The sequence below is a fragment of the Bradyrhizobium sp. CCBAU 65884 genome, assembly GCF_028128835.1.
Taxonomy (GTDB): domain Bacteria; phylum Pseudomonadota; class Alphaproteobacteria; order Rhizobiales; family Xanthobacteraceae; genus Bradyrhizobium; species Bradyrhizobium ottawaense.
Genome location: NZ_LBJU01000128.1, coordinates 181,657 through 201,843 on the forward strand (window position 1 = coordinate 181,657; position 20,187 = coordinate 201,843).

Annotated in this window: 21 protein-coding genes and 1 pseudogene; 4 read left to right on the top strand and 18 right to left on the bottom strand. The window is 64.5% G+C overall.

The window, feature by feature from the left end:
- Positions 1-329: 329 nt before the first annotated feature.
- Positions 330-1,508: an acetylornithine deacetylase gene (argE, locus tag XI03_RS30190; protein WP_271594155.1), complete on the top strand. Its 1,179-nt coding sequence runs from the start codon at positions 330-332 to the stop codon at positions 1,506-1,508.
- A gap of 204 nt (positions 1,509-1,712) precedes the next feature.
- Here the strand turns inward: argE and XI03_RS30195 are convergent, their stop codons facing one another.
- Both XI03_RS30195 and XI03_RS30200 read right to left on the bottom strand, forming a co-directional pair.
- Positions 1,713-2,771, bottom strand: a complete 1,059-nt coding sequence (locus XI03_RS30195) for a phosphotransferase family protein (RefSeq protein ID WP_271594156.1) — start codon at positions 2,769-2,771, stop codon at positions 1,713-1,715.
- 239 nt (positions 2,772-3,010) lie between these two features.
- Complete coding sequence (locus tag XI03_RS30200) at positions 3,011-4,246, bottom strand: acyl-CoA dehydrogenase family protein (protein WP_038950481.1); 1,236 nt, start codon at positions 4,244-4,246, stop codon at positions 3,011-3,013.
- A 319-nt stretch (positions 4,247-4,565) separates the two neighbouring features.
- On the opposite strand from XI03_RS30200, the gene XI03_RS30205 reads away from it, so the two are divergent.
- Complete coding sequence (locus tag XI03_RS30205; RefSeq protein ID WP_028141049.1) at positions 4,566-5,228, top strand: TetR/AcrR family transcriptional regulator; 663 nt, start codon at positions 4,566-4,568, stop codon at positions 5,226-5,228.
- Between the two features lie 3 nt (positions 5,229-5,231).
- On the opposite strand, the pseudogene XI03_RS30210 reads toward XI03_RS30205, so the two are convergent.
- From XI03_RS30210 to XI03_RS30235, 6 genes and pseudogenes are all read right to left on the bottom strand, one after another.
- A pseudogene (locus tag XI03_RS30210) lies at positions 5,232-5,625 on the bottom strand (RidA family protein).
- Positions 5,626-5,723: 98 nt separating this feature from the next.
- The gene (locus XI03_RS30215) at positions 5,724-5,939 is read right to left on the bottom strand and encodes a hypothetical protein (RefSeq protein WP_028141051.1); all 216 of its coding nucleotides are present in this window, start codon (positions 5,937-5,939) and stop codon (positions 5,724-5,726) included.
- A gap of 104 nt (positions 5,940-6,043) precedes the next feature.
- Positions 6,044-6,922, bottom strand: coding sequence for a 3-keto-5-aminohexanoate cleavage protein (locus tag XI03_RS30220; protein ID WP_271594157.1), 879 nt, complete (start codon positions 6,920-6,922; stop codon positions 6,044-6,046).
- Positions 6,923-7,022: 100 nt separating this feature from the next.
- Positions 7,023-8,252, bottom strand: a complete 1,230-nt coding sequence (locus XI03_RS30225) for a CaiB/BaiF CoA transferase family protein (RefSeq protein WP_271594158.1) — start codon at positions 8,250-8,252, stop codon at positions 7,023-7,025.
- Between the two features lie 179 nt (positions 8,253-8,431).
- Positions 8,432-9,637, bottom strand: coding sequence for an MFS transporter (locus XI03_RS30230; RefSeq protein ID WP_271594159.1), 1,206 nt, complete (start codon positions 9,635-9,637; stop codon positions 8,432-8,434).
- A gap of 127 nt (positions 9,638-9,764) precedes the next feature.
- Positions 9,765-10,493 carry an NUDIX hydrolase gene (locus tag XI03_RS30235; RefSeq protein ID WP_271594160.1) on the bottom strand — a complete coding sequence of 243 codons (729 nt, stop codon included), beginning with the start codon at positions 10,491-10,493 and terminating at the stop codon, positions 9,765-9,767.
- A 102-nt stretch (positions 10,494-10,595) separates the two neighbouring features.
- Here XI03_RS30235 and XI03_RS30240 point away from each other — a divergent pair, with 102 nt between their 5' ends.
- Entirely contained in the window at positions 10,596-11,642 is a 1,047-nt protein-coding gene (locus XI03_RS30240) for an SPFH domain-containing protein (RefSeq protein WP_038972347.1), read from the top strand.
- Positions 11,626-12,561 (top strand): sugar kinase, encoded by a 936-nt coding sequence (locus tag XI03_RS30245; protein ID WP_271594161.1) that lies wholly within the window; start codon positions 11,626-11,628, stop codon positions 12,559-12,561. Before XI03_RS30240 ends, XI03_RS30245 begins: the two co-directional genes overlap by 17 nt.
- 23 nt (positions 12,562-12,584) lie before the next feature.
- On the opposite strand, the gene XI03_RS30250 is transcribed toward XI03_RS30245, so the two are convergent.
- The 10 genes from XI03_RS30250 to XI03_RS30295 form a co-directional block, all read right to left on the bottom strand.
- The gene (locus tag XI03_RS30250) at positions 12,585-12,755 is read right to left on the bottom strand and encodes a hypothetical protein (RefSeq protein WP_193374890.1); all 171 of its coding nucleotides are present in this window, start codon (positions 12,753-12,755) and stop codon (positions 12,585-12,587) included.
- Positions 12,756-12,768: 13 nt separating this feature from the next.
- Positions 12,769-12,984, bottom strand: a complete 216-nt coding sequence (locus XI03_RS30255) for a hypothetical protein (RefSeq protein ID WP_271594162.1) — start codon at positions 12,982-12,984, stop codon at positions 12,769-12,771.
- A 67-nt stretch (positions 12,985-13,051) separates the two neighbouring features.
- Entirely contained in the window at positions 13,052-14,389 is a 1,338-nt protein-coding gene (locus XI03_RS30260) for a PQQ-dependent sugar dehydrogenase (protein WP_271594163.1), read from the bottom strand.
- Positions 14,386-14,826, bottom strand: a complete 441-nt coding sequence (locus XI03_RS30265; protein ID WP_442869756.1) for a DUF2231 domain-containing protein — start codon at positions 14,824-14,826, stop codon at positions 14,386-14,388. Before XI03_RS30265 ends, XI03_RS30260 begins: the two co-directional genes overlap by 4 nt.
- A 163-nt stretch (positions 14,827-14,989) precedes the next feature.
- Entirely contained in the window at positions 14,990-15,307 is a 318-nt protein-coding gene (locus tag XI03_RS30270; protein ID WP_271594165.1) for a hypothetical protein, read from the bottom strand.
- Between the two features lie 100 nt (positions 15,308-15,407).
- A complete protein-coding gene (locus XI03_RS30275) occupies positions 15,408-16,196 on the bottom strand; it encodes an ABC transporter permease (protein WP_028141062.1) in 789 nt (262 codons plus the stop codon).
- Positions 16,193-17,056, bottom strand: coding sequence for an ABC transporter permease (locus XI03_RS30280; protein ID WP_271594166.1), 864 nt, complete (start codon positions 17,054-17,056; stop codon positions 16,193-16,195). Before XI03_RS30280 ends, XI03_RS30275 begins: the two co-directional genes overlap by 4 nt.
- 18 nt (positions 17,057-17,074) lie before the next feature.
- Entirely contained in the window at positions 17,075-18,121 is a 1,047-nt protein-coding gene (locus XI03_RS30285) for an ABC transporter substrate-binding protein (protein ID WP_271594167.1), read from the bottom strand.
- Positions 18,122-18,143: 22 nt separating this feature from the next.
- Complete coding sequence (locus XI03_RS30290; protein WP_038950494.1) at positions 18,144-19,451, bottom strand: NAD(P)/FAD-dependent oxidoreductase; 1,308 nt, start codon at positions 19,449-19,451, stop codon at positions 18,144-18,146.
- A 16-nt stretch (positions 19,452-19,467) separates the two neighbouring features.
- On the bottom strand, positions 19,468-20,184 hold the full coding sequence (locus XI03_RS30295) for an HAD family hydrolase (protein WP_028141066.1): 717 nt from the start codon (positions 20,182-20,184) through the stop codon (positions 19,468-19,470).
- Positions 20,185-20,187: the final 3 nt, after the last annotated feature.

Consider the following 20,187-nt stretch of genomic DNA (forward strand, 5'->3'; position numbering starts at 1 on the left):
TCCTTGGGCCGGGTTGAGGCGACACATACGCCGTTTCCGAATTTCGGTAAAGTGGAATATTTTCGCCGCCATGCGTTGACCGATACCTTGGGTGTTTTGCCCGTCAGGCAACGCAAGGGATTGTGGCTCCCCTCGTCATTCCGGGGCGCGACGAAGGCGCGAACCCGGAATCCATTTCGCAGCGCGTGATGCGGACCGATGGATTCCGGGCTCGATGCTGCGCATCACCCCGGAATGACGGTTGCGATGTTGATTTGCCCGACGAGGCCTCACGTTGGTATGGTTCCTGCAAGCACTTCAGCCTCCATACTCCCTGACAGAACGAGACAATGCCAAGCCCAAGACCCGACCGTATTCGCAAACTCCTCGCCGACCTCGTCGGCTTCGACACCGTCAGCGACCGCACCAACCTGCCCCTGATTGCCCATATCGAGAGCTACCTCGCCGCGTTCGGCGTCAAGGGCGAGCGCATCGTCGACGTAACAGGGCAGAAGGCCTCGCTTTGGGTCACGATCGGCCCTGAAGATCGCCCCGGTTTCGTGCTGTCAGGCCATACCGACGTCGTGCCCGTCGTGGGGCAGGACTGGAGCCACGATCCGTTTAGGCTGCTCGAGCGCGACGGCAAGCTCTATGGCCGCGGCACCACCGACATGAAGGGCTTTGTCGCGGTGTGCCTCGCCATGGTGCCGGAGATGCTGGAAGCAAGGCTCGCAACGCCGATTCATCTGGCGATCTCCTATGACGAGGAAATCGGCTGCGTCGGCGTGCGGCCGATGCTCGGCGAGGTCGCGAAGAAACGGATCATACCGCTCGGCGCCTTCATCGGCGAGCCGACCGAGATGAAAGTCATCATCGGCCACAAGGGCAAGCACGGCGTGCGCGCGACCTTTCGCGGCCTCGCCCGCCACTCCTCAATCGCCCCCGACGGCGTCAACGCGATCGAATATGCCGCCGCGCTGATCGTCGAGATCCGCCGCCGCGCCGTGGCGCTCGCAGCCGTGCGAGCGAGCGACAGCCTCTACGACGTTCCCCACTCGACGCTGCTCACCAGCATCGTGCACGGCGGCGCCGCGCTGAACATCGTGCCCGACACCTGCACGGTGGACTTCGAATGCCGCGGCATCGGCATCACCGAGTCCAGGGAGGTGACGGATGCGATCGTCGCCTGGGCCAGGGCCGAACTCGAACCGGCGATGAAGAAGCAGCATCCGGAGTGCGGCATCGATTTCGAGGAGATTTTGGACTACCCCGCCCTCGACACCGCCGCCGACGCCGCGATCGTCACTCTCGCCAAGAGCCTTGCAGGGCGCAACGACCACGCCAAGGTCGCCTTCGGCACCGAAGCGAGTTTGTTTGCCAGCATGGCCGACATCCCCTCGGTGGTGATCGGCCCGGGTTCGATCGCACAGGCGCACACGCCGGACGAATTCGTCGAGATGGCCGAGCTGGAGAAATGCGCGGGGTTTGTGGAGAGACTGATCGCGCATTGCGCGAAGGCCACGGCGTAGATGCCGTAGGGTGGGCAAAGCGGAAGCGTGCCCACCATCAGGCTGCGAACGCTGAAGGATGGTGGGCACAGCGCTACGCGCTTTTGCCCACCCTACGAAGACTGGATTTGCCCGCCTTCGCGGGGAATGGCAGCGGCTGTGTGGAAACACCGACGCGGCCCAAAGAAAAAAGGCGCGGCCACATCGGCCGCGCCTTCGTCATTTCTACACCGCGCCCGCCTTTTGCGCGTATTCCCATGAGGCCTGCGACAGCGGTACGGTGCGCTTGGCGGACTCCAGCGCCTTGGCGTTGGCGGCGGTGCCGTCGCGGACGCGGCCGGCGATGCCTTGCGTGATGCCGGCGAGACGGAACAGATTGTAGGCGAAGTACCAGTTGAGATCAGGCACCGTCATCTTGGTGACGTTGCAATAGATCTGCGCGGCTTCTTCCACGCTCGGGATGTTGAGCGCCTTGAGGTCCGCGCCCTGCAGGCCCGGCATGATCCACTGCATCAACAGGTAGGTGAAGTCGGCCATGGGATCGCCGAGCGTCGACAGCTCCCAGTCCAGCACGGCCTGCACGCGCGGTTCCGTCGCGTGGAAAATCATGTTGTCGAGACGATAGTCGCCGTGGACGATCGAGACGCGCGCCTGCTCCGGCACGGTCTTGGGCAGCCATTCGGCGACCTTCTCGAACTCGGGAATGTGCTGCGTTTCCGACGCCCGGTACTGCTTGGTCCAGCGGTCGATCTGGCGTGCAAAGTAATTACCGGGCTTGCCGAACTCGCCGAGCCCGATCGCCGTGGGATCGTACATATGGAGCTTCGCCAGCGTCTCGATCTTGCTGGTGAAGATCTTGCGCCGCGCGTCGCCATCCTGGCTCGGCAGCGTCGGATCCCAGAACACCCGGCCCTCCTCCATCGACATGATGTAGAAGGCCGCACCGATGACGCTGTCGTCCTGGCACAGCGCATAGGCGTGCGCGACCGGGAAACCCTGCTTGCCGAGCGCTGCGATCACGCGATATTCGCGATCGACCGCATGCGCCGAGGGCAGCAATTTGCCGAACGGTTTTCGGCGCATCACGTAGGAACGGTTCGGCGTGTTCAGCCGGTAGGTCGGATTGGACTGGCCGCCCTTGAACTGGAGCACGACCAGCGGTCCCTCATAGCCTTCGACGTTGTCGCGCATCCAGGCTTCGAGCCGCATCTCGTCGAAGCGATGACGCTCCTCGACCGGCTTGGTGCCCGAGAACTCTTCGTCTTTCCTGACGCCGTCAGCCACGATGACGCTCCCTCTTCAGTCCTGACCATTTCAGGTCGAGCATGATCCTAATCGGTAACCGCTGACGCACTTGCGTCAAGCGGTCACCGCATCATGCCCTGTCGTTTCTTCAGATCGGGAGCGCCTCCCGGCTCTCCCTCCAGAGATTCCGTTCCGAAAAATCGGAACGGTATCCCTAGTTTCTTGTTTTGACGCGTTTTCTTAGCGCGAACCGGTGTCCACTTCGCTGGAAAACGCTCTCAATGATTGGGAGAATTTGCATACTTCCGAACCTCAAGTCTGGCAATGGCGCGATTGTGCACCTCGTCCGGACCGTCGGCGAGACGGAGCGTGCGGATGTGGGCGTAGTCCTTGGCGAGGCCCGCCTCGTCCGAGACCCCGGCGCCGCCGAAAGCCTGGATCGCCTCGTCGATGATCTTCAGCGCCATGTTGGGCGCTGCGACCTTGATCATGGCGATCTCGGCCTGCGCGGTCTTGTTGCCGACCTTGTCCATCATGTCGGCAGCCTTGAGGCAGAGCAGGCGCGTCATCTCGATATTGGTGCGGGCATCGCCGATGCGCTGCTCCCACACAGAGTGCTCGACGATCTTCTTGCCGAAGGCGCTGCGCGAGGACAGCCGCTTCACCATCTTCTCCAGCGCCTCCTCGGCCTTGCCGATGGTGCGCATGCAGTGATGGATACGGCCGGGGCCGAGTCGGCCCTGCGCGATCTCGAAGCCGCGGCCTTCGCCGAGCAGGATGTTCTCCTTCGGCACCCGGACGTTGTCGAGCAGCACCTGGGCGTGGCCGTGCGGGGCGTCGTCGAAGCCGAACACCGGCAGCATCTTCTCGACCTTGATGCCGGGGGTATCGAGCGGAACCAGGATCTGCGACTGCTGCTGATGCTTGGCCGCCTTGAAATCGGTCTTGCCCATCAGGATCGCGATCTTGCAGCGGGGATCGCCGACGCCGGACGACCACCATTTGCGGCCGTTGATGACGTAGTGGTCACCGTCGCGCTCGATGCGGGTCTCGATGTTGGTGGCGTCCGACGAGGCCACCGCAGGTTCCGTCATCAGGAAGGCGGAGCGGATCTCGCCGTCCATCAGCGGACGCAGCCATTTGCGCTTCTGCTCCTTCGAGCCGTAGCGGATGAACACTTCCATGTTGCCGGTGTCGGGCGCGGAACAGTTGAACACTTCCGAGGCCCAGCTGATGCGGCCCATCTCCTCCGACAGCAGCGCGTATTCGAGATTGGTCAATCCCGCGCCGCGGAATTCGTCGTCCTCATGCTCGCTCGGCGGCATGAACATGTTCCAGAGGCCTTCGGCCTTCGCCTTCTTCTTGAGGTCCTCGAGGATGGGGATCACCTTCCAGCGCTCGCCGGCGTGATCCTGCTGATCATAAATCGGCACCGCCGGGCGCACGTGCTTGGCCATGAAAGACCGCACGCGGTCGAGCCATTCCTTCTGCTTGGGGGACAGATCGAAATCCATGGGACGCTCCTCGTCTCTCTTTGCGAACCTGTTTGCTTCGCGAGCCTGTTTTGCGCCGGACCGTCCTCCCGCTGCGCGGCCCGCAAGCGCGCGGCTGGCGGGCGCTTCGGAACCGGCTTCGCGAGTTGCGAACGAGTCCCGATTGCGATTGACATCTCCGGCCTTCAAACGATAGTTTCATACAACTGTTTGAATTGCAACTCCCTCGCTCACGACGTCATTCCGGGGCGGCCCGCAGGGGCTGAACCCGGAATCTCGAAATGTGGGGCGAGATTCCGGGTTCTCGCTTCGCGAGCCCCGGAATGACGGGATGAAGGTCATGGCCAGCGATCATACGAGATCTGCCATTCTCGCCGCCGCCGAACGGCTCTATGCCGATCGCGGCTTTGGCGACGTGACGCTGCGCGACATCGTCGCGGAGGCGGGCGTCAACCTCGCCGCGGTGAACTATCATTTCGGCTCGAAGGACGAGCTGATCGCGGAATTGTTCGTCACCCGCTCGATCGCCACCAACCGCGAGCGCCTGCGCGAATTGAAGGCGGCAGAGGAAGAAGGCGGCGGCCGCGCGCCGATCGAGGTGATCTTGCATGCGCTGGTCGGACCGACGCTGCGCGGCTGCCTTGGCCCTGAGAACCAGCGCTCCACCGCGGCGCGCTTCATGATCCGCGCCTCGATCGAATCCGTGCCGCCGATCCGCCGCATCAAGAACCGCGAGATCGACCATTTGCGCAAATTCGCCGGCGCGATGCGCCGCGCCTTGCCCGACCGCAGCGACGTCGATATCTACTGGGGCCTCAACTTCGCGCTCGCGATGGCGCACCACACCATCCGCGAAAGCGAGCGGCTGACGAAACTGTCGGAAGGCAAATGCGACCTCGACGACGTCGAGGACGTGATCGCGCGCGTGGTCAGCGTGGCGACGATGGCGCTGACGGCGGGACGGAGCGAGGCAAAGGCGCCGTCGAGGGTGGCGGCGCGGTAGCCATCACGCCATCGCGATGCAGTCGATCTCGACGTCGAAGGGACCGAACCATTCCGGCGTGCAGACGAAGATCCGCGCCGGCGGATCGATCGGGAAATAGCGCGCATAGATGGCGTTGAACGCGGCGAAATGTTTCGTCGAGGTGCAGTAGACGTTGCACTTCATGACGTTGTCGAGCGAGGCGCCGGCCGTCTGGAGGCACAGCTTCATCTGCTCCATGACGATCTCGCTCTGCCGCTCGATCGGCATTTGCGCGATCTCGCCCGTCTCCGGGTCGAACGGCGGCAGGCCGGCAACGAAAATCATGTTGCCGGCGCGCGTCACCGGCGAGACCGGTGCGTTGCGGCCGGTCAAGAAAGGTCGAGATCGGTTCGACGCGGAGCGCTTCGCGTTTCATGGCAGCCACCTTCGGTTCGAGCGAAACTGACGCCTGACTACATTATCCTGCAGCCGGCATGCTTCGCTTCTAATCGAAGTGTGGTTGGGGCCGCGGGTTCAGGCCCGCTGCGGCATCTCCTCGGCCTCTTCCTTGGCGAGCAGCAGCAGCATCTCGATGCCCATCTCGCCTTCCTGCGGCGAGCGGATGAACTTGATCTCCTCGGCACTCTGCCGCAGTGCGGCAATGATGGCGACGGCCTGATTGGCGGTGGCCGCCTCGGTCGCCAGAATTGCCTTCTGGTCCTTGGCCTGGAACCCGATCGTGTAGGACATCCATTTCCCTCCCGACATTACTGGAGAGATCGAATCAGAGTCGGGCGCAAAGCGGAAGCCTGTGCGACTACGGACCGGGATTATCTGGGGATGGCGGGCAAGCCTCAGGCAAGCCCCAGCATCGCGCGCGCGTTCTCCGCGCTCGCAACGCTCGCCCCCAGGCTTTTCAAGATACCCGCGGCATGGGCGACCAGCTCGGCATTGGTCTTCGCCAGCACGCCCTTGGACATATAGAGATTGTCCTCCATGCCTACCCGGACATGGCCGCCGAGCAGATAGGCCTGCGCCACCATCGGGAATTCGGCGCGGCCGATGCCGAAGCCGGACCAGATCGCGCCCGGCGGCAGCAGGCTGCGGGCGTAGAACATGGTCTCGGGCGTCGCCGAGAAGCCGTATTTCACCCCGAGCACGAGCGAGAACAGGCCGGGTCCCTTCAGCGTGCCGTCGGCGAACAGGTCGCGCGCCAGATGGCAGTCGCCGCTATCGAACAGCTCGATCTCCGGCAGCACGCCGGCGGCCTTCATCCGCTCGGCCATGATGCGGACATTGCGCGGCGTGTTGATCACGACCTCGCCGCCGGAATTCATGGTGTTGAGGTCGAGCGTGCAGATGTCGGGCTTGAGCAGCTCGATATGCTCGACGCGCTTCTCAGGGACAAGCAGCGTGGTGCCGGGGCCGGCGACGCGGGGGTCTTCGACCGAGGGCACGAAGCGGCCGCCGGGGCCGGTCGTCAGGTTGATGACGAGCGAGGTGTTGCGGGCGCGGATGCGCGCCACCACGTCGCGGTAGAGATCGATCTCCATCGAGGGCCGCCCCGTCGCGGGATCGCGCACATGGATGTGGACGATGGCGGCACCGGCCTCGGCGGCTTCCAGCGCCGAGGTCGCGATCTGCTCGGGGGTGATGGGTAAATACGGCGACTGCTCGGGCTTTGTGAGGTTGCCCGTGATGGCGCAGGTGATGATGGTTTTGCCTGATGTCATGGAATTCCTCCGCTTCGCAACTCAATGAGTCTAACTGAACGCGTTGCCGCAGAGTAGCTGCGCCCCCTCTCCCCGCACGCGGGGAGAGGCGAAGACAAGCCTAGATGATCCCCTGCTGCTTCAGCGTCTCGATCTTGCCGGCGTCATAGCCGAGCTTGCCGCCGAGCACCTCCTGCGTGTGCTCCCCTAACAGCGGCGGCGCGCGATATTCGGTGATGGGGGTGCCCGACAGGGTCAGCGCGTTGCGGATCAGCGAGAGCTCGGGCTCGAACTTGTGCTCGGTCTTCACCCGCATGCCGCGCGACTGGACGTGCGGATCGGAAAACACCTGCTCGAAATTGTTGATCGGACCCGAGGGCACGCCGGCCTCCTCCAGCTTGTCCAGCCAGTAGGCCACCGGCTGCTTCAGGAACAGGCCGGCGAAGATCGCCATGATCTCCTTGCCGTGCACGACGCGGTCGTTGTTCTTGATGAAGCGCGGATCAGTCGCCAGCTCCGGCGCGCCGAGCACGGCGCAGGTGCGCTGGAACTGGCCGTCATTGCCGACCACCAGCATCAGCTCGCCGTCGGTGCAGCGGAACACGCCGGCCGGCATGCCGCCATTGCCCCAGGTGCCGCGGCGCGGCGGCGTCTTGCCGTTGACGAGGTAGATCTGCAGCCAGTGCGACAGCGACGCAATGACGGTGTCGAACAGGCAGACGTCGATATGCTGCCCCTCGCCGCCATTGACGTCGCGATGATAGAGCGCCGAGAGAATCCCGATCGAGGTGTTCATGCCGGTCATGTAGTCGACGATCGACGGGCCGACCTTCATCGGGCCCTCGCCGGGCTCGCCGTCGATATGACCGGTGACGCTCATCAGGCCGCCCATCGCCTGCAGGATGGCGTCATAGCCGGCGCGCGGCGCATACGGTCCAGTCTGACCGAAGCCGGTCACCGAACAATAGATGATGCCGGGGTTGATCGCCTTGATGGTCTCGTAGTCGAGGCCGTAGCGCTTGAGATCGCCGACCTTGTAATTCTCCATGAAGACGTCGACGTCCTTGGCGAGCTCGCGGATGATCGCCTGCCCCTCGGGCTTGGCGATGTTGACGGTGACCGACTTCTTGTTGCGGTTGGCGCAGAGATAGAAGGAATTGTTGTTGTTGGCCTTGCCTTCGGGATCGCTGAGGTAGGGCGGGCCGAACGCGCGCGCGTCGTCGCCGGTGCCCGGCCGCTCGATCTTGATCACCTCCGCGCCCAAATCGCCCAGCATCTGGGCCGACAAGGGCCCGGCAAGCACGCGCGTGAGGTCAAGGATCTTGATGCCTGAGAGCGGCAAGGCCGACATATCGATTTCCTCCGGGGAACTGGATCTTGGCGCGGCGGCTTTGAGCGGCCGCGCTCCCCAGCGGATACACTATTTTGGCGCCTTGAGCACTGCACTGGCGGCATACGGCTATCCGCGGCTCCGGCAGCAAGCGAATTCCTGTCCGCAACTTTCCACGCCGCGAATATTGCCTGATCGGCTCAGGTCACAGCTGCCGCCGCAACCCGCGGCCGCCGCCGGCCGAGCAGGACCAGGATCAGCACCGTCGCGCAGGAGAACACCAGCGTGAGCCCAAGCGCGCCGCGGCTGCCGAATTGGGTGAGCAGGCCGACCAGAAGCGGCGGCGAGATCGCGGACGCCAGATTGAGCGGCAGCGCGATCATCGACATCGCCTTGGCGAACTCGGCCTGGTCGTAGAACACGAGCGGGATGGTCGCCCGCGCCACCGCCATGGCGCCGCTGCCGGCGCCATAGAGCAGGATGAAGACCGCCACCGCCCAGGTCGCGCCCTCGCTCAGCATCAGCAGCAGCATCGCGACGGGCAGTGCCGTGCCCGCGACGAGCCCGGTCGTGATCCCGTCCCACCGCCCGCCGCCGAGGAGATCGAGCCCGCGGGCGCTGACCTGGATCACGCCCAGCATCGAGCCGAACGCGAGGGCCTGCGCGGGCGTGAGCCCCTCCGCCCGCAACAGCTCGATCATGATGGCGCTGATGCCGAAATTGACGAAGGCGTTGAGCGTGATCGCGGCGACGACGAGGCCGAACGTGCTCCTCGGAATCGCGGGCACATCGGCAGACCTGGCCAGCGTGCCGCCATCGTCCTTCGCAAGTCTCCGGCGCGGCGCCACGAATGCATAGAGCGGAAGCGACACGAGGATCAGCATGGCCGCGTAAACCAGACACGTCCCCCGCCAGCCGAGGTGCCCGCTGAGGAACGAGGTCGTCGGCCAGAAGATGCTGCTGGACAGGCCCGTCACCAGCATCAAGGCCCCGATCGCGTTCTTGGCCTGCCGCCCCGCGACCTCGTTCAGCATGATATAGGCGCCGGTCGACAGCGTGGCGCTGCCGGCGATACCGAGGACGATCCAGGCGGCGAAATAGAGCATCGGCTCGCGCGCGAGGGACAGCAGCACGAAGCCCGGCGCGGTGACGACCGTGCCGACCATCATGACCGTCCGCGCGCCATGCCGCGCAAACGATCTGGCAAGCCACGGCGCGCACAGCCCCATCGAGACGTAGAGAACGGATGTCCCGGCGAACACCGCCGGCAGGCTCATGCCGAGATCGGCGGCGAGATCGCGCCCGACGATGGCAGGAAGCCCGATCGTGCCCCATCCGACCAGCTGCGTGATGGCGAGAACCAGCAGGACGCCGGTCAGCCTGCTGTCAGATTTCAAGAAGCGCATTCCAAACGTTCACCTGCCCGCCGGGCGCAGATCGCGCCGACACAGCCGGTCTTAGCTGGAGACTCAGTTCACGGGCATGCCGGTTCCGAATGGCACCGCGGCGCCAGCCGCAGAGCGGCGCACGACCTCATTCCGGCGGATTGAACGTCCGCACGAAATACACGGGCTCGCTGCCCTTCTTCAGGCGGTAGAGTTGCGCCGGACGGTTGGGACCGCGCCGCATCTTCGCGACCGGCTCGATCATGTCGGCCGACAGGATCCGGGTCCGGAACGCGCTTTTCTCGAGCGGGCGGTCGAGCACGATCTCATAGACCCGCTGCAGATCCGGCAGCGTGAATTCCGCCGGCATCAGATAGGCCGGCAGCGAGGTGTACTCCACCTTGTTGCGCAGGCGCTGGATCGCGGTCGCCAGGATGTCGCCGTGATCAAAGGCGAGCTTGTCCTTGAGCCTTCCGCCTCGAATCGGAAACCACCGCGCATCGTTCGCCAGCACGCTTGCGTCCGCCGGGATCAGCGCGAAATAGGCGTGTGTCGCCGACCAGCCGCGCGGATCGCGCGTCGCGCTTCCCCAGCTTCCGAGTTGCTCCAGATAAGGGCTGGTGACCCCGGTCTTCTCCCTCAGCTTGCGGGCGGCGCAAGCCGCGAGGTCGCGGTCCTTCGTGACGTCCACGAAGCCGCCCGGCAGCGCCAAGCTGAGCGGAAACGGCTCGCCCTCGCCGGCCGGGCGCTGCATCAGCAGCACCTGAAGGCTGTCGTCGAGGATCGTAAAGATCACGACATCGACCGTGGTCAGGGGTCGTGGGAAGTCCAATTGCCCCGATTTACCAGACCCTTCAGCCCGACCTTCGCCCGCCATCGGCAGCCTCCCCCTGTTCGGACTTGACAGTAGCATAGTTAGTTGTACAGTCCAACTTACTTAGTTGCTCAGGCACACTTATAACGACCATCGGAGACGGACATGTTCGGCGTCAGGTTCATCAAGGCCCAGCCCACCACCTATCTGATGAAGTATCGCGCCGGCGCGATCGTCGCCGAGGGTGCTGGTCTTTCCGCGCTGTATTACGCGCCGGTGACCATGCTGGTCGCGGTGCCGATCGGCAGCCGCGACGCCTCGTTCATCTTCGAGCAGACCGCGCGCGACTTTCAGACGCTGACCGTGCAGGGTCAGGTGACTTATCGCGTCAGCGACCCGAAGAAGGCGGCATCAATGCTCGACTTCACCCTGAAGGCTGACGGCAAGACCTATGCGAGCGACGATCCGGAAAAGCTGCCGGAACGCATCCTCGGCACGGTCGAGGTCCTCGCCCAGCAAGCGGTGAAGGAACTGACGCTGAGGGACGCGTTGCAGGCGTCCGACCGCATCGCCGACATCATCGCGGGTGGCTTGAGGGCGCGCGCGGACATCGCCGCTCTCGGCCTCGAAATCCTCGGCGTGTCGATCCGCGGCATCAAGCCGACGCCGGACACCGCAAAGGCGCTGGAGGCGCAAGCGCGCGAAGCGATCCTGAAGAACGCGGACGAAGCCATCTTCGCCCGGCGCAACTTCGCCGTCGAGCAGGAGCGTGCCATTCGCGAGAGCGAACTCGACACCGAGATCGCGGTCGAGCAGAAGAAGCGGTCAATTCGCGAGACCCAGATGGATGCCGAGGCGAGCGTTGCCGCAAAGCGCAATGAGCTGCGCGAGGCCGGCATGGCCGCGGACATCGTGCTGGAAGGCAAGCGCAAGGATTTCGTCGGCCTCAATGCCGAGAATACCAGGACCCTGGCCGACGCCGAGGCCTACCGCGTCGGCGCGCTGATGAAGATCTTCGAGGGCGTCGACACCCGCGTGATCCAGGCGCTTGCCGCCGCCGGCATGCAGCCGGGTCAGCTGATCGCGCAAGCCTTCTCCGGCATTGCCGAGAAGGCCGAGAAGATCGGCCAGCTCAACGTCTCGCCGGACCTGCTCAGCCAGTTGATGGAGAAGCCGAAGCCGACGGAGGCCGCCAATGCCCGCCGCCAATGACCGCAAGGTGGTGCTGGTGACGCGCAAGACCAGGTTAGAGGACCTGATCGCGCGCCACCTGACGGCGGCGCAGGCCCGCTTCTACGTCGAACATCTCGGCGCCGACTTCTCCGACTATGAGCGCGAGCACGAGGTCTATCGTGCGCAGCGTCACACGACGCTGCAAGTGCTGGAGCAATGGGGGCGCTATCAGGTCATCGACCGCGGCTTCCTGCCGAACTTCCTCTTCGGGCCTGATGACATCGTGGTCGCGCTCGGCCAGGACGGCGTCGTCGCCAACACGATGAAATATCTGAACGACCATCCGCTGATCGGGCTCAATCCGGATCCCGCGCGCCACGACGGCATCCTCCTGCCCTTTGCGCCGCACGACCTCGCCAAGCTCTTGCCGGAGGTCGCCACTGAGAAGCGCAGCAGCCAGGCCGTGACGATGGCGGAAGCACGGCTCAACGACGGCCAGGTGCTCCACGCCGTCAACGACCTCTTCGTCGGCGCACGCACGCATGTCTCCGCGATCTACGAGCTTGCGGCCGGCGGGGCGACGGAACGACAATCTTCCAGCGGCCTGATCGTCTCGACCGGGCTTGGTTCGACCGCCTGGTTCAAGAGCATCGTGACCGGCTCGCTGGCCATTGCCGGCAGCTTTGGCCAGCCTCCCCCGCTGACCGGTTACGAGGCCCTGCCCTGGGACGCGGCCGAGCTGCGCTTTGCCGTGCGCGAGCCCTTTCCCAGCCGCCATTCGCAGACCCATCTCGTCTGCGGCCGGCTCGCGTCGGCGGACCAATTGCGCATTCGCTCGCTGATGGCGGAAAACGGCGTCATCTTCAGCGACGGCGTCGAAGCCGACCGCCTCGACTTCAACGCGGGTGCCGAGGTCACGATCGGGATTGCCGCGCGGCGCGGGCGGCTGATCGTCTGATCATGTTAGGCCGCCGAGCCGCGTCACGCGGTGTGGCCGGGATCGACGTGCTTCGGCGTCTTCTTATCGCGCTGCGGCGTCATCTTGGCCGGATCAGGCGCACCGGGCACGCCGCGGGGACCCAGCTGTTCGCGCTGGATGTCGTCCTCGGAACGGGTTGGCTCGACGCCGTTCGGCTCACGCGGCTTGGTCATCGCGTCTTCCTTCTCAAGCGTTGTCCTGGACGCCGAGCGCGTTGTCTCCGGCTTCGCGGCCGGGCACGCTGACCTGGACTTCATGTCCCTCACGAAGCGCGAGGGATGCGGCGGCGACCGCCGATTCGAATGCAGCCTCCTTGGTGGCGTAGGTGTTCTTGACGTCACCGTCGTGCAACACGCCCCATTCGTTCCGCACCGGCACGATGGCATATTGAGCAAGGCCCATTGTCCAACTCCTGGCTTCAGTTTCAGAATTTGGCTTTCACCGTCTGTCCGATAACGCGCCGGCGGGACTATCGTTGCGTCAGCTGCGGATGCGCGGCGGTGACGCGCCACACCGTGTTGCCGCTGTCGTCGGCGACCAGCAACGCCCCGGTCTTGTCGATGGCGACGCCCACCGGCCGGCCGCGCGCCTGGTTGTCGCTGTTGAGGAAGCCCGTCACGACGTCCTGCGCCGGTCCGCTCGGCTTGCCGTCGGTGAACGGCACGAACACGACCTTGTAGCCGTTGAGCACCTGCCTGTTCCAGCTGCCATGCTCGCCGACGAAGGCGCCACCGCGATAGGCGGCCGGCAGGCTGGAGCCGGTGTTGAAGGCGAGCCCGAGCGGGGCGACATGCGAGCTCAGGGCATAGTCCGGCACGATCGCCTTGGCGACGAGATCCGGCCGCTGCGGCTTGACGCGGGGATCGACATGCTGGCCGTAATAACTGTACGGCCAGCCGTAGAAGCCGCCGTCCTTCACCGAGGTCATGTAGTCAGGGACGAGATCGGGACCGAGCTCGTCGCGCTCGTTCACCACCGTCCACAGCGCGCCGGTCTGCGGCTCGAAGCTGAGCCCGTTGGGATTGCGCAGGCCGCTTGCGAACACGCGCCAGCGCCCGCTGGCACGGTCGACCTCGAGGATCGCCGCGCGATTGTGCTCGGCCTCCATGCCGTTCTCGGTGATGTTGCTGTTGGAGCCGACGCCGGCATAGAGTTTCGAGCCGTCGGGGCTGGCGACGAGACTTTTGGTCCAGTGATGGTTGATCGGCCCACCCGGCAGCGGCGTCAGCACCGTGCCCGGCGCGGTGATCCTGGTGTCGCCTTCGGTGTAGGGATATCTGACGATCGCATCGGCATTGGCGACGTAGAGATCGTTGCCCACCAGCGCGATGCCGAAGGGCGAGTTGAGATGGTCGAGGAAGCCGCTTTGCGTATCCGGCACGCCGTCGCCATTGCTGTCACGCAGCAGCGTGATGCGATTACCCGGCCCGGTGTCGTTGCCGCCCGAGGTCGCCCAGGACTCGATATAGCCCATGACGATCTCCTTGGGCCGCTTGATCGCGCCCCCCTTCGGCGCCTTGGATTCCGCCACCAGCACGTCACCATTGGGCAGCACGTAGAGGAAACGCGGATGCTGCAGACCGGTCGCGAAAGCCTTGACCTGCAGGCCCTCCGCCACAGCCGGCGTCTCGCCCTTCTTCCAGCCGACGATGCGCGCGATGTGGACGGGCGGCAGCAGATATTGCTGGATGTCGGGAAGCTCAGGGTTGGCGCCGATCTGCGCCTTGGGGTTGCCGCTGCCGTCATCGCAAGCAGCCAGCAACGGCAGCGACGCGCACACCAGAGCGCGGGCGAGCTTCGATATCATCGCGCAACTCCCACGCCGTGGCGATAGACCATGGCCCAGCCGAGCCAGCCGGTGACGGGCAGGATCAACACGGTGATCACGGACAGAACGAGCCCCGTCGGCCACACCGAGGTCCAGGCATCGCGGGTGTGGATCAGCGCGTTGACGATGGCCAGGATCAGCGCCACGGCATTGCCGATCAGATGCGGCCAGGCCGGCGTCTGCGCCCGCACCAGGCGGTTGCCGAGGAAATCAATCAGGCCCATGATCGCCGCGAGCACGCCGAAGACGACACCCACGAGCAGAAGCCAGGCGGAAAAATTCGCCCACATGATCTCGGCGCTGGCGACATAGGCGATGTCGGTCAACAGCGCCCCGACGAAGCACGCGATCGGGATCGGCACCAGCATCGGATGAATGGGATGACCCGCGATCTGCGCGGTGGTGCGCACGCGCATGTCGTCTTGCACGGTTTGGCCTCGTGTGACTTTCCTCCAGCCCGACCGGCCAACTCGTGCGGGATGTGATGGTTCCTAGGGGATCCGCGCCGCCTCGTTCCGACGCGCGCGGATGGCACTCATCGCCGTAGCGATATCAGCGATCTCACGGGCCACGATGGCCTTAGATGCGCGCCAGACCCAGCTTTTCGCGGACCTCGTCATCCTCGATCACCTGATCGAGGCGCACATTCTTGTCGGCCTCCTTGCCGGCTTCAAAATCTTCCGCGATCGTCTCGAGGGTTCGAAATGCGTCGCCAGCGCTCGCGGCCGTTTCGAGGTGAGCAATCGACTGACCGTTCACCGTGAGGTCGGCCTCGCCCCAGGGCGTAGTGTCGATCTCCAGGCGATCGCCGCCGGCCTTGGCGATGAAGTGCTGGACGGTGGATTTGGAGGTCGGCAGGGAGAGGTCCGGCGTCCAATCGATCGGCTTGTTGGTCATGTCATGGTTGTCCCGAAGTTGCGACCAACGAATAGACCATCCGGAGCGCGCGACATTGACCTGGATCAGGCCCGGTGCGGCCGGGCCGTCAGCGCAGGATTTATCCCACCTTCCTCTTCTGTCGCGTGGTTGCGAGCAATACGAGGAGGAACGAGGCCGCAGTCATCAGCGTCGATATCGCTCCAATCGTCGGGTCGATCTCGTCTCGAAGCGCGGTGAACATGCGCTTGGTCAGCGGCTGGTACTGGCCGCCGGAGATGAACAGCGCGACGATGGTCTCGTCCATTGCCGAGATGAAGGCAAAAATGCCGCCGGCGACCACGCTCGACTTGATCTGCGGCAGGGTCACCGCGAAGAAGCTGCGCAGCCGGTTCATGCCGAGGCTTCGCGCAACCATCTCCTGCGCCGGATCGAAGCTCTGCAGGCCCGCCAGCACCGATATGACGACATAAGGCAAGCCCAGCATGACATTGGCGAGCACGAGGCCGGGCATGGTCGCGACCAGGCCGACCTTGGCGTAGACGAAGAAGATGCCGACTGCGGTGATGATAATCGGCACCACCAGCGGCAGCAGCAGCGCCATATGAACGACGCGCATGATGCGCAGCTTGGACTGGCTGATGGCATAGGCGGCAGCCACCCCACACGGCGTTGCGATCACGACGGTGAAGAGCGCAACCGTCAGCGTCACGCGCGTTGCCTGCATCCAGGCCGGGTTTGTGAAATATTGCTGATACCAGCGCGTCGAGAACGACGGCGGCGGGAAGGTCAGGAAGCGCGCGCTGGAGAACGAGATCGGCGCGATGATGAGAACGGGCAGGATCAGATAGACCAGCACCAGCGCGCTGATCGCGTAGAGGGCAATCCGTGCGGGCGAGATGCGCATCATTTCTGCCCCAGCACGCGGTCGAGCGAGATGAAGCGGCTGACGACGAAGAAGATCGCGAGCACACTCATGAGCAGCACGACGGCGACGGCGCTGGCCGCACCGAACTGGTTGTAGAGCTCGACGTTGCGACTCACGAGCATCGATACCATCACGGTGCGGCCGCCGCCTAGCAGTTCCGGCGTGATATAGAAGCCGAGGCAGAGCACGAACACCATGGTGCAGCCGGCGAGCACGCCAGGCAGCGACAGCGGCAGGAACACGCGATAGAATGTCAGCGACGGGCTCGCGCCGAGACTGGCGCCGGCTTGCATGAGATCGCCGGGGATCTTCTGCATCGTGGCATAGAGCGGCAGCACCATGAACGGCAGCAGGATGTGCACGGTCGCCACCACCGTACCAAAACTGTTGTGGACCAGCGCGAGTGGCTCGGAGATCACATCGAAATAGCGCAGGAATTGGTTGATCACACCGGTACGCTGGAGCAGCGCCAGCCAGGCATAGGCGCGGACCAGCACGCTGGTCCAGAACGGCAGCACGACCAGCGACAGGATCAGGATGCTCCAGGCCTTCGGCACCGAATTGGCGAGATAGGCCAAGGGATAGCCGAGCAGCAGAGCGATCAATGTGACCGCGAGGCTGATCTCGAAGGTCAGCGCGAAACTTCGCCAGTAGATGTCTTCGGTGAAGACTCGCCGGTAGTTCTCCAGCGTGAAGCCGTCATGGTAGATCGACTGCCAGGCCAGCCAGCCGACCGGCAGCACGATCAAGAGCAAAATCACGAGCAGCGCCGGCGACACCAGCGCCAGCATCAGCCCGTGCTCACGGCGCTGATGCTTTTGCGAAGGATCGGACACTGTCATCGTCAACGCTGCCTCGTCTCACTTCTGCATGAACGATGCCCAGCGCTTCTCGGCGGCTTCGCCGGCCGGCGAAGACCACCAGGCGTAGGACATCAGCGCCTGCTTGGCCGCGTTCGCCGGCTCGCTCGGCAATTGCGCGGCACGTTCGGACTTGATCACGTTAGTTTCAAACGCCTTCGGATTGCCGGGGCCGTAGTCGATGTGGAGCGGCAGATTGGCCTGGTGCACGGGATCGACGGCCTCGTTGAGGAATTTCAACGCGGTGTCGAGATTCGGCGCGCCCTTGAGAATGCAGAGCGAGGTGCTCTGAAGGACGCCCTGATTGTAGGTGAAGGCAACCTTGGCGCCTTCCTTGGCGACCGCGCTGACTCGGCCGTTCCAGGCCATCTCCATGTCGACCTCGCCGTCGTTGAGCAGTTGCGCCGACTGCGCACCCGAAGTCCACCACACCGTGATGTGCGGCTTGATCTCCTCGAGCTTCTTGAAGGCGCGATCGACGTCGAGCGGATAGAGCTTGTCCGGGGCGACACCGTCAGCCATCAATGCGGCCTCAAGCGTGGCGAACGGGTGGTTGCGCAGGGCGCGGCGGCCGGGGAATTTCTTCACGTCCCAGAAATCTGCCCAGCTGTTCGGCGCGTCCTTCGGGAACGTCTTCTGGCTGTAGGACAGCACGCTGGAATAGAACTCGTAGGAGATCGAATAGGGACTGCGATAGGCTTCCGGCATCGCCGCGCCGTTGGGAATCTTCGAGAAGTCGAGCTTCTCGATCAGCCCCTGCTCGCCGCCACGCAGGCAGTTTCCGGTGGGCGTGTCGACGACATCCCAGATCGGCCTGCCGCTGCCGACCTGGGTTTTGATCGCGGGCCAGGCGTCGGGAATCGAGTCCTGGTTGATGGTGATGCCGAGCTTCTTGGCGGTGGGATCCAGGATCGCCACCGTCTGCGCCTGCTGGTAGGCGCCGCCTTGCGAGACGAAGGTGATTTGGTCGGCGGCATCGGCCGCACCGGCAAATCCGACTGCGCCGAGCAGCGCGCAGCCCAGTCCAAACTTCTGCTTCATCGTCATCCTCGCCTCCTCCAAAAGAATCTCACTGACCGATCGCATCGAGAAACTGATACCAGCCGGCGACCATGCGCACGGCGGGCTCGCGCAGCGGATAGAACGGAATGGGCCTCATGCCCCTGACATCGAGCAGCCCGACATCGGGGCTCTCGCCGCGCACGAGGGCTGCGAGATAGCGGCCCATCAGGCTCGACATCGCAACGCCCGCGCCATTGTAGCCCAGCGAGACCAGCGTGCGGTCGTCGATCCGGCCGATATGGGGCACCGAGTCCAGCGTCATCGCGACGAGGCCAGACCATTTGTATGCGAGCGGGACCTCGGCCAAATCCGGAAAGATTCCGACCATCGCCTTGCGCAGCGCGTCGAAGGCGGCTTGCGAGTCCTGCTTGCCGAAGGCGCCGCGGCCGCCGAAGATCACGCGGTTATCGACCATGCGGAACCAGCGCATCATGCGCTTGGTCTCGGTGTAGGTCCGCCCCGTCGGCATCAGCTTTCCAGCGAGATTGCGCGGCAGCTGTTCGGTCGCAACCATGGCGCTGCGGAACGGGATCAACGTGCGCTGCATATGTGCGGTGGCGCCAGTCAGATCGGAATAGCTGTTGGTGGCGATGATCGCCTGTTTGGCACGCACGGCGCCTTGCGGCGTCTCGGCGACAATACCGTTCTTCTCGCGCCGCAGCTTGACGACCGGGGATTCCTGGAAGATCGGAACACCACGGCGCGCCACGCCGTCGGCGAGGCCCCGCAGATAATTCAGCGGATGGATGCCGCCAGAGCCGGGATTGAGCACGCCGCCGACAAAGATGTCGGAGCCGGTCTCTTCGCGCACTTCGCGCTTGTTGAGGATGCGGACCTCGGCAGAACCCATCTCACGCGTCATCCAGTTGGCCTCGTCGATCGCGGCCTTCAGCGTCGTCTGGTTATGCGCGGCCTTGACCTGTCCGGTGCGCGTCAGGTTCGCACTGGTGATGCCGAATTCGGACACCAGCTCCTCGACCATGTCGGTCGATTCATGCGCGATCTCGTACATGCGCTTCGCCATGGCGCGGCCATGCGCGGCATCGATCTCGCGGAACGACAGACGAAACTTTGCGGTGATCACGCCTCCGTTGCGTCCGCTGGCGCCCCAACCGGGGCGGTTGGCTTCGAGCACGATTGGCGATGCGCTGTCCTTGGCGATGTGGTGCGCGGCGGACAGGCCGGTGTAGCCCGCGCCGATGATCACCACATCCGCCTGGTGTTCGTCCGACAGCACGGGAAAGTCGCGTGCCGGCTCCGCGGTGGCTTCCCACAGCGAGTTGACCGATGGCAATGCGCTCCAGTCGCGTGTCATGCCGGCGCTCACGGATTTACGCCGCCGGCCCGATGGCGGCGTCGGCCAGTGCCTTCAAGGTCGGGAAATGGAAGTCCGGCTTGGTCAGCGTCTCCACCGCCGGCGTGCCGCCGAAACCAGCGACGCCCTGGCGGCGCTCGATCCAGCACACCTTGTAGCCGAGTTTCCGCGCGATCCCGATGTCGTGGTACTGGCTCTGGGCGACGTGCAGAATGTCGGACTGCTTGTAGCCGAACGCCGACTGACGCCCCCTGTTGTAGGCGAAGAATTCCGGATTGGGCTTTGCCACGCCGGTGTCGTCGGCACAGACGGTGTCGTCGAAGGGATCGCCGAGCGCGTGCGCGTAGGCGGACAGCGCGACACGGTCGGCATTGGTCATTGCGACCAGGCGGAATTTCGTGCGCAGGCGCTTAAGCGCCTCGGCCGAATCCGCGAACGGGCCCCAGCGTAGCACCGAGAGCTGAAAGGTGTCGCACGACGCGTCGTCGGACGGCAGTCCGACCTCCTTGGCCAGATGGCGGTAGACGTGGAACATCGCCTCGCTGGAGCGCTCGTAGTGCTTGTCGCGGCCGCGCTTGTAGGGCTCGAATATCTGCTCGTCGCTGAGCTCGGCCGGCGTCTTGCCCGAGATCTTGCGCACCGCTGCGAGCACGCCGGCCTCGAAATCGATCAAGGTGCCGACGACGTCGAAGGTGAGGACCTTGAAATTGCTGAACGCGGCTTGGGTCGACATATC

What these genes read in the sequence shown, in the direction of transcription:
- XI03_RS30280 (WP_271594166.1), bottom strand. Translation starts at nt 17,056, where the DNA reads ATGACAGTGTCCGATCCTTCGCAAAAGCATCAGCGCCGTGAGCACGGG.
- XI03_RS30295 (WP_028141066.1), bottom strand. Translation starts at nt 20,184, where the DNA reads ATGTCGACCCAAGCCGCGTTCAGCAATTTCAAGGTCCTCACCTTCGAC.
- XI03_RS30220 (WP_271594157.1), bottom strand. Translation starts at nt 6,922, where the DNA reads ATGACATCAGGCAAAACCATCATCACCTGCGCCATCACGGGCAACCTC.
- XI03_RS30270 (WP_271594165.1), bottom strand. Translation starts at nt 15,307, where the DNA reads ATGACCAACAAGCCGATCGATTGGACGCCGGACCTCTCCCTGCCGACC.
- XI03_RS30250 (WP_193374890.1), bottom strand. Translation starts at nt 12,755, where the DNA reads ATGACCAAGCCGCGTGAGCCGAACGGCGTCGAGCCAACCCGTTCCGAG.
- XI03_RS30230 (WP_271594159.1), bottom strand. Translation starts at nt 9,637, where the DNA reads ATGCGCTTCTTGAAATCTGACAGCAGGCTGACCGGCGTCCTGCTGGTT.
- argE (WP_271594155.1), top strand. Translation starts at nt 330, where the DNA reads ATGCCAAGCCCAAGACCCGACCGTATTCGCAAACTCCTCGCCGACCTC.
- XI03_RS30225 (WP_271594158.1), bottom strand. Translation starts at nt 8,252, where the DNA reads ATGTCGGCCTTGCCGCTCTCAGGCATCAAGATCCTTGACCTCACGCGC.
- XI03_RS30205 (WP_028141049.1), top strand. Translation starts at nt 4,566, where the DNA reads ATGGCCAGCGATCATACGAGATCTGCCATTCTCGCCGCCGCCGAACGG.
- XI03_RS30255 (WP_271594162.1), bottom strand. Translation starts at nt 12,984, where the DNA reads ATGGGCCTTGCTCAATATGCCATCGTGCCGGTGCGGAACGAATGGGGC.
- XI03_RS30245 (WP_271594161.1), top strand. Translation starts at nt 11,626, where the DNA reads ATGCCCGCCGCCAATGACCGCAAGGTGGTGCTGGTGACGCGCAAGACC.
- XI03_RS30240 (WP_038972347.1), top strand. Translation starts at nt 10,596, where the DNA reads ATGTTCGGCGTCAGGTTCATCAAGGCCCAGCCCACCACCTATCTGATG.
- XI03_RS30260 (WP_271594163.1), bottom strand. Translation starts at nt 14,389, where the DNA reads ATGATATCGAAGCTCGCCCGCGCTCTGGTGTGCGCGTCGCTGCCGTTG.
- XI03_RS30265 (WP_442869756.1), bottom strand. Translation starts at nt 14,826, where the DNA reads ATGCGCGTGCGCACCACCGCGCAGATCGCGGGTCATCCCATTCATCCG.
- XI03_RS30275 (WP_028141062.1), bottom strand. Translation starts at nt 16,196, where the DNA reads ATGATGCGCATCTCGCCCGCACGGATTGCCCTCTACGCGATCAGCGCG.
- XI03_RS30285 (WP_271594167.1), bottom strand. Translation starts at nt 18,121, where the DNA reads ATGACGATGAAGCAGAAGTTTGGACTGGGCTGCGCGCTGCTCGGCGCA.
- XI03_RS30215 (WP_028141051.1), bottom strand. Translation starts at nt 5,939, where the DNA reads ATGTCCTACACGATCGGGTTCCAGGCCAAGGACCAGAAGGCAATTCTG.
- XI03_RS30235 (WP_271594160.1), bottom strand. Translation starts at nt 10,493, where the DNA reads ATGGCGGGCGAAGGTCGGGCTGAAGGGTCTGGTAAATCGGGGCAATTG.
- XI03_RS30290 (WP_038950494.1), bottom strand. Translation starts at nt 19,451, where the DNA reads ATGACACGCGACTGGAGCGCATTGCCATCGGTCAACTCGCTGTGGGAA.
- XI03_RS30200 (WP_038950481.1), bottom strand. Translation starts at nt 4,246, where the DNA reads ATGGATTTCGATCTGTCCCCCAAGCAGAAGGAATGGCTCGACCGCGTG.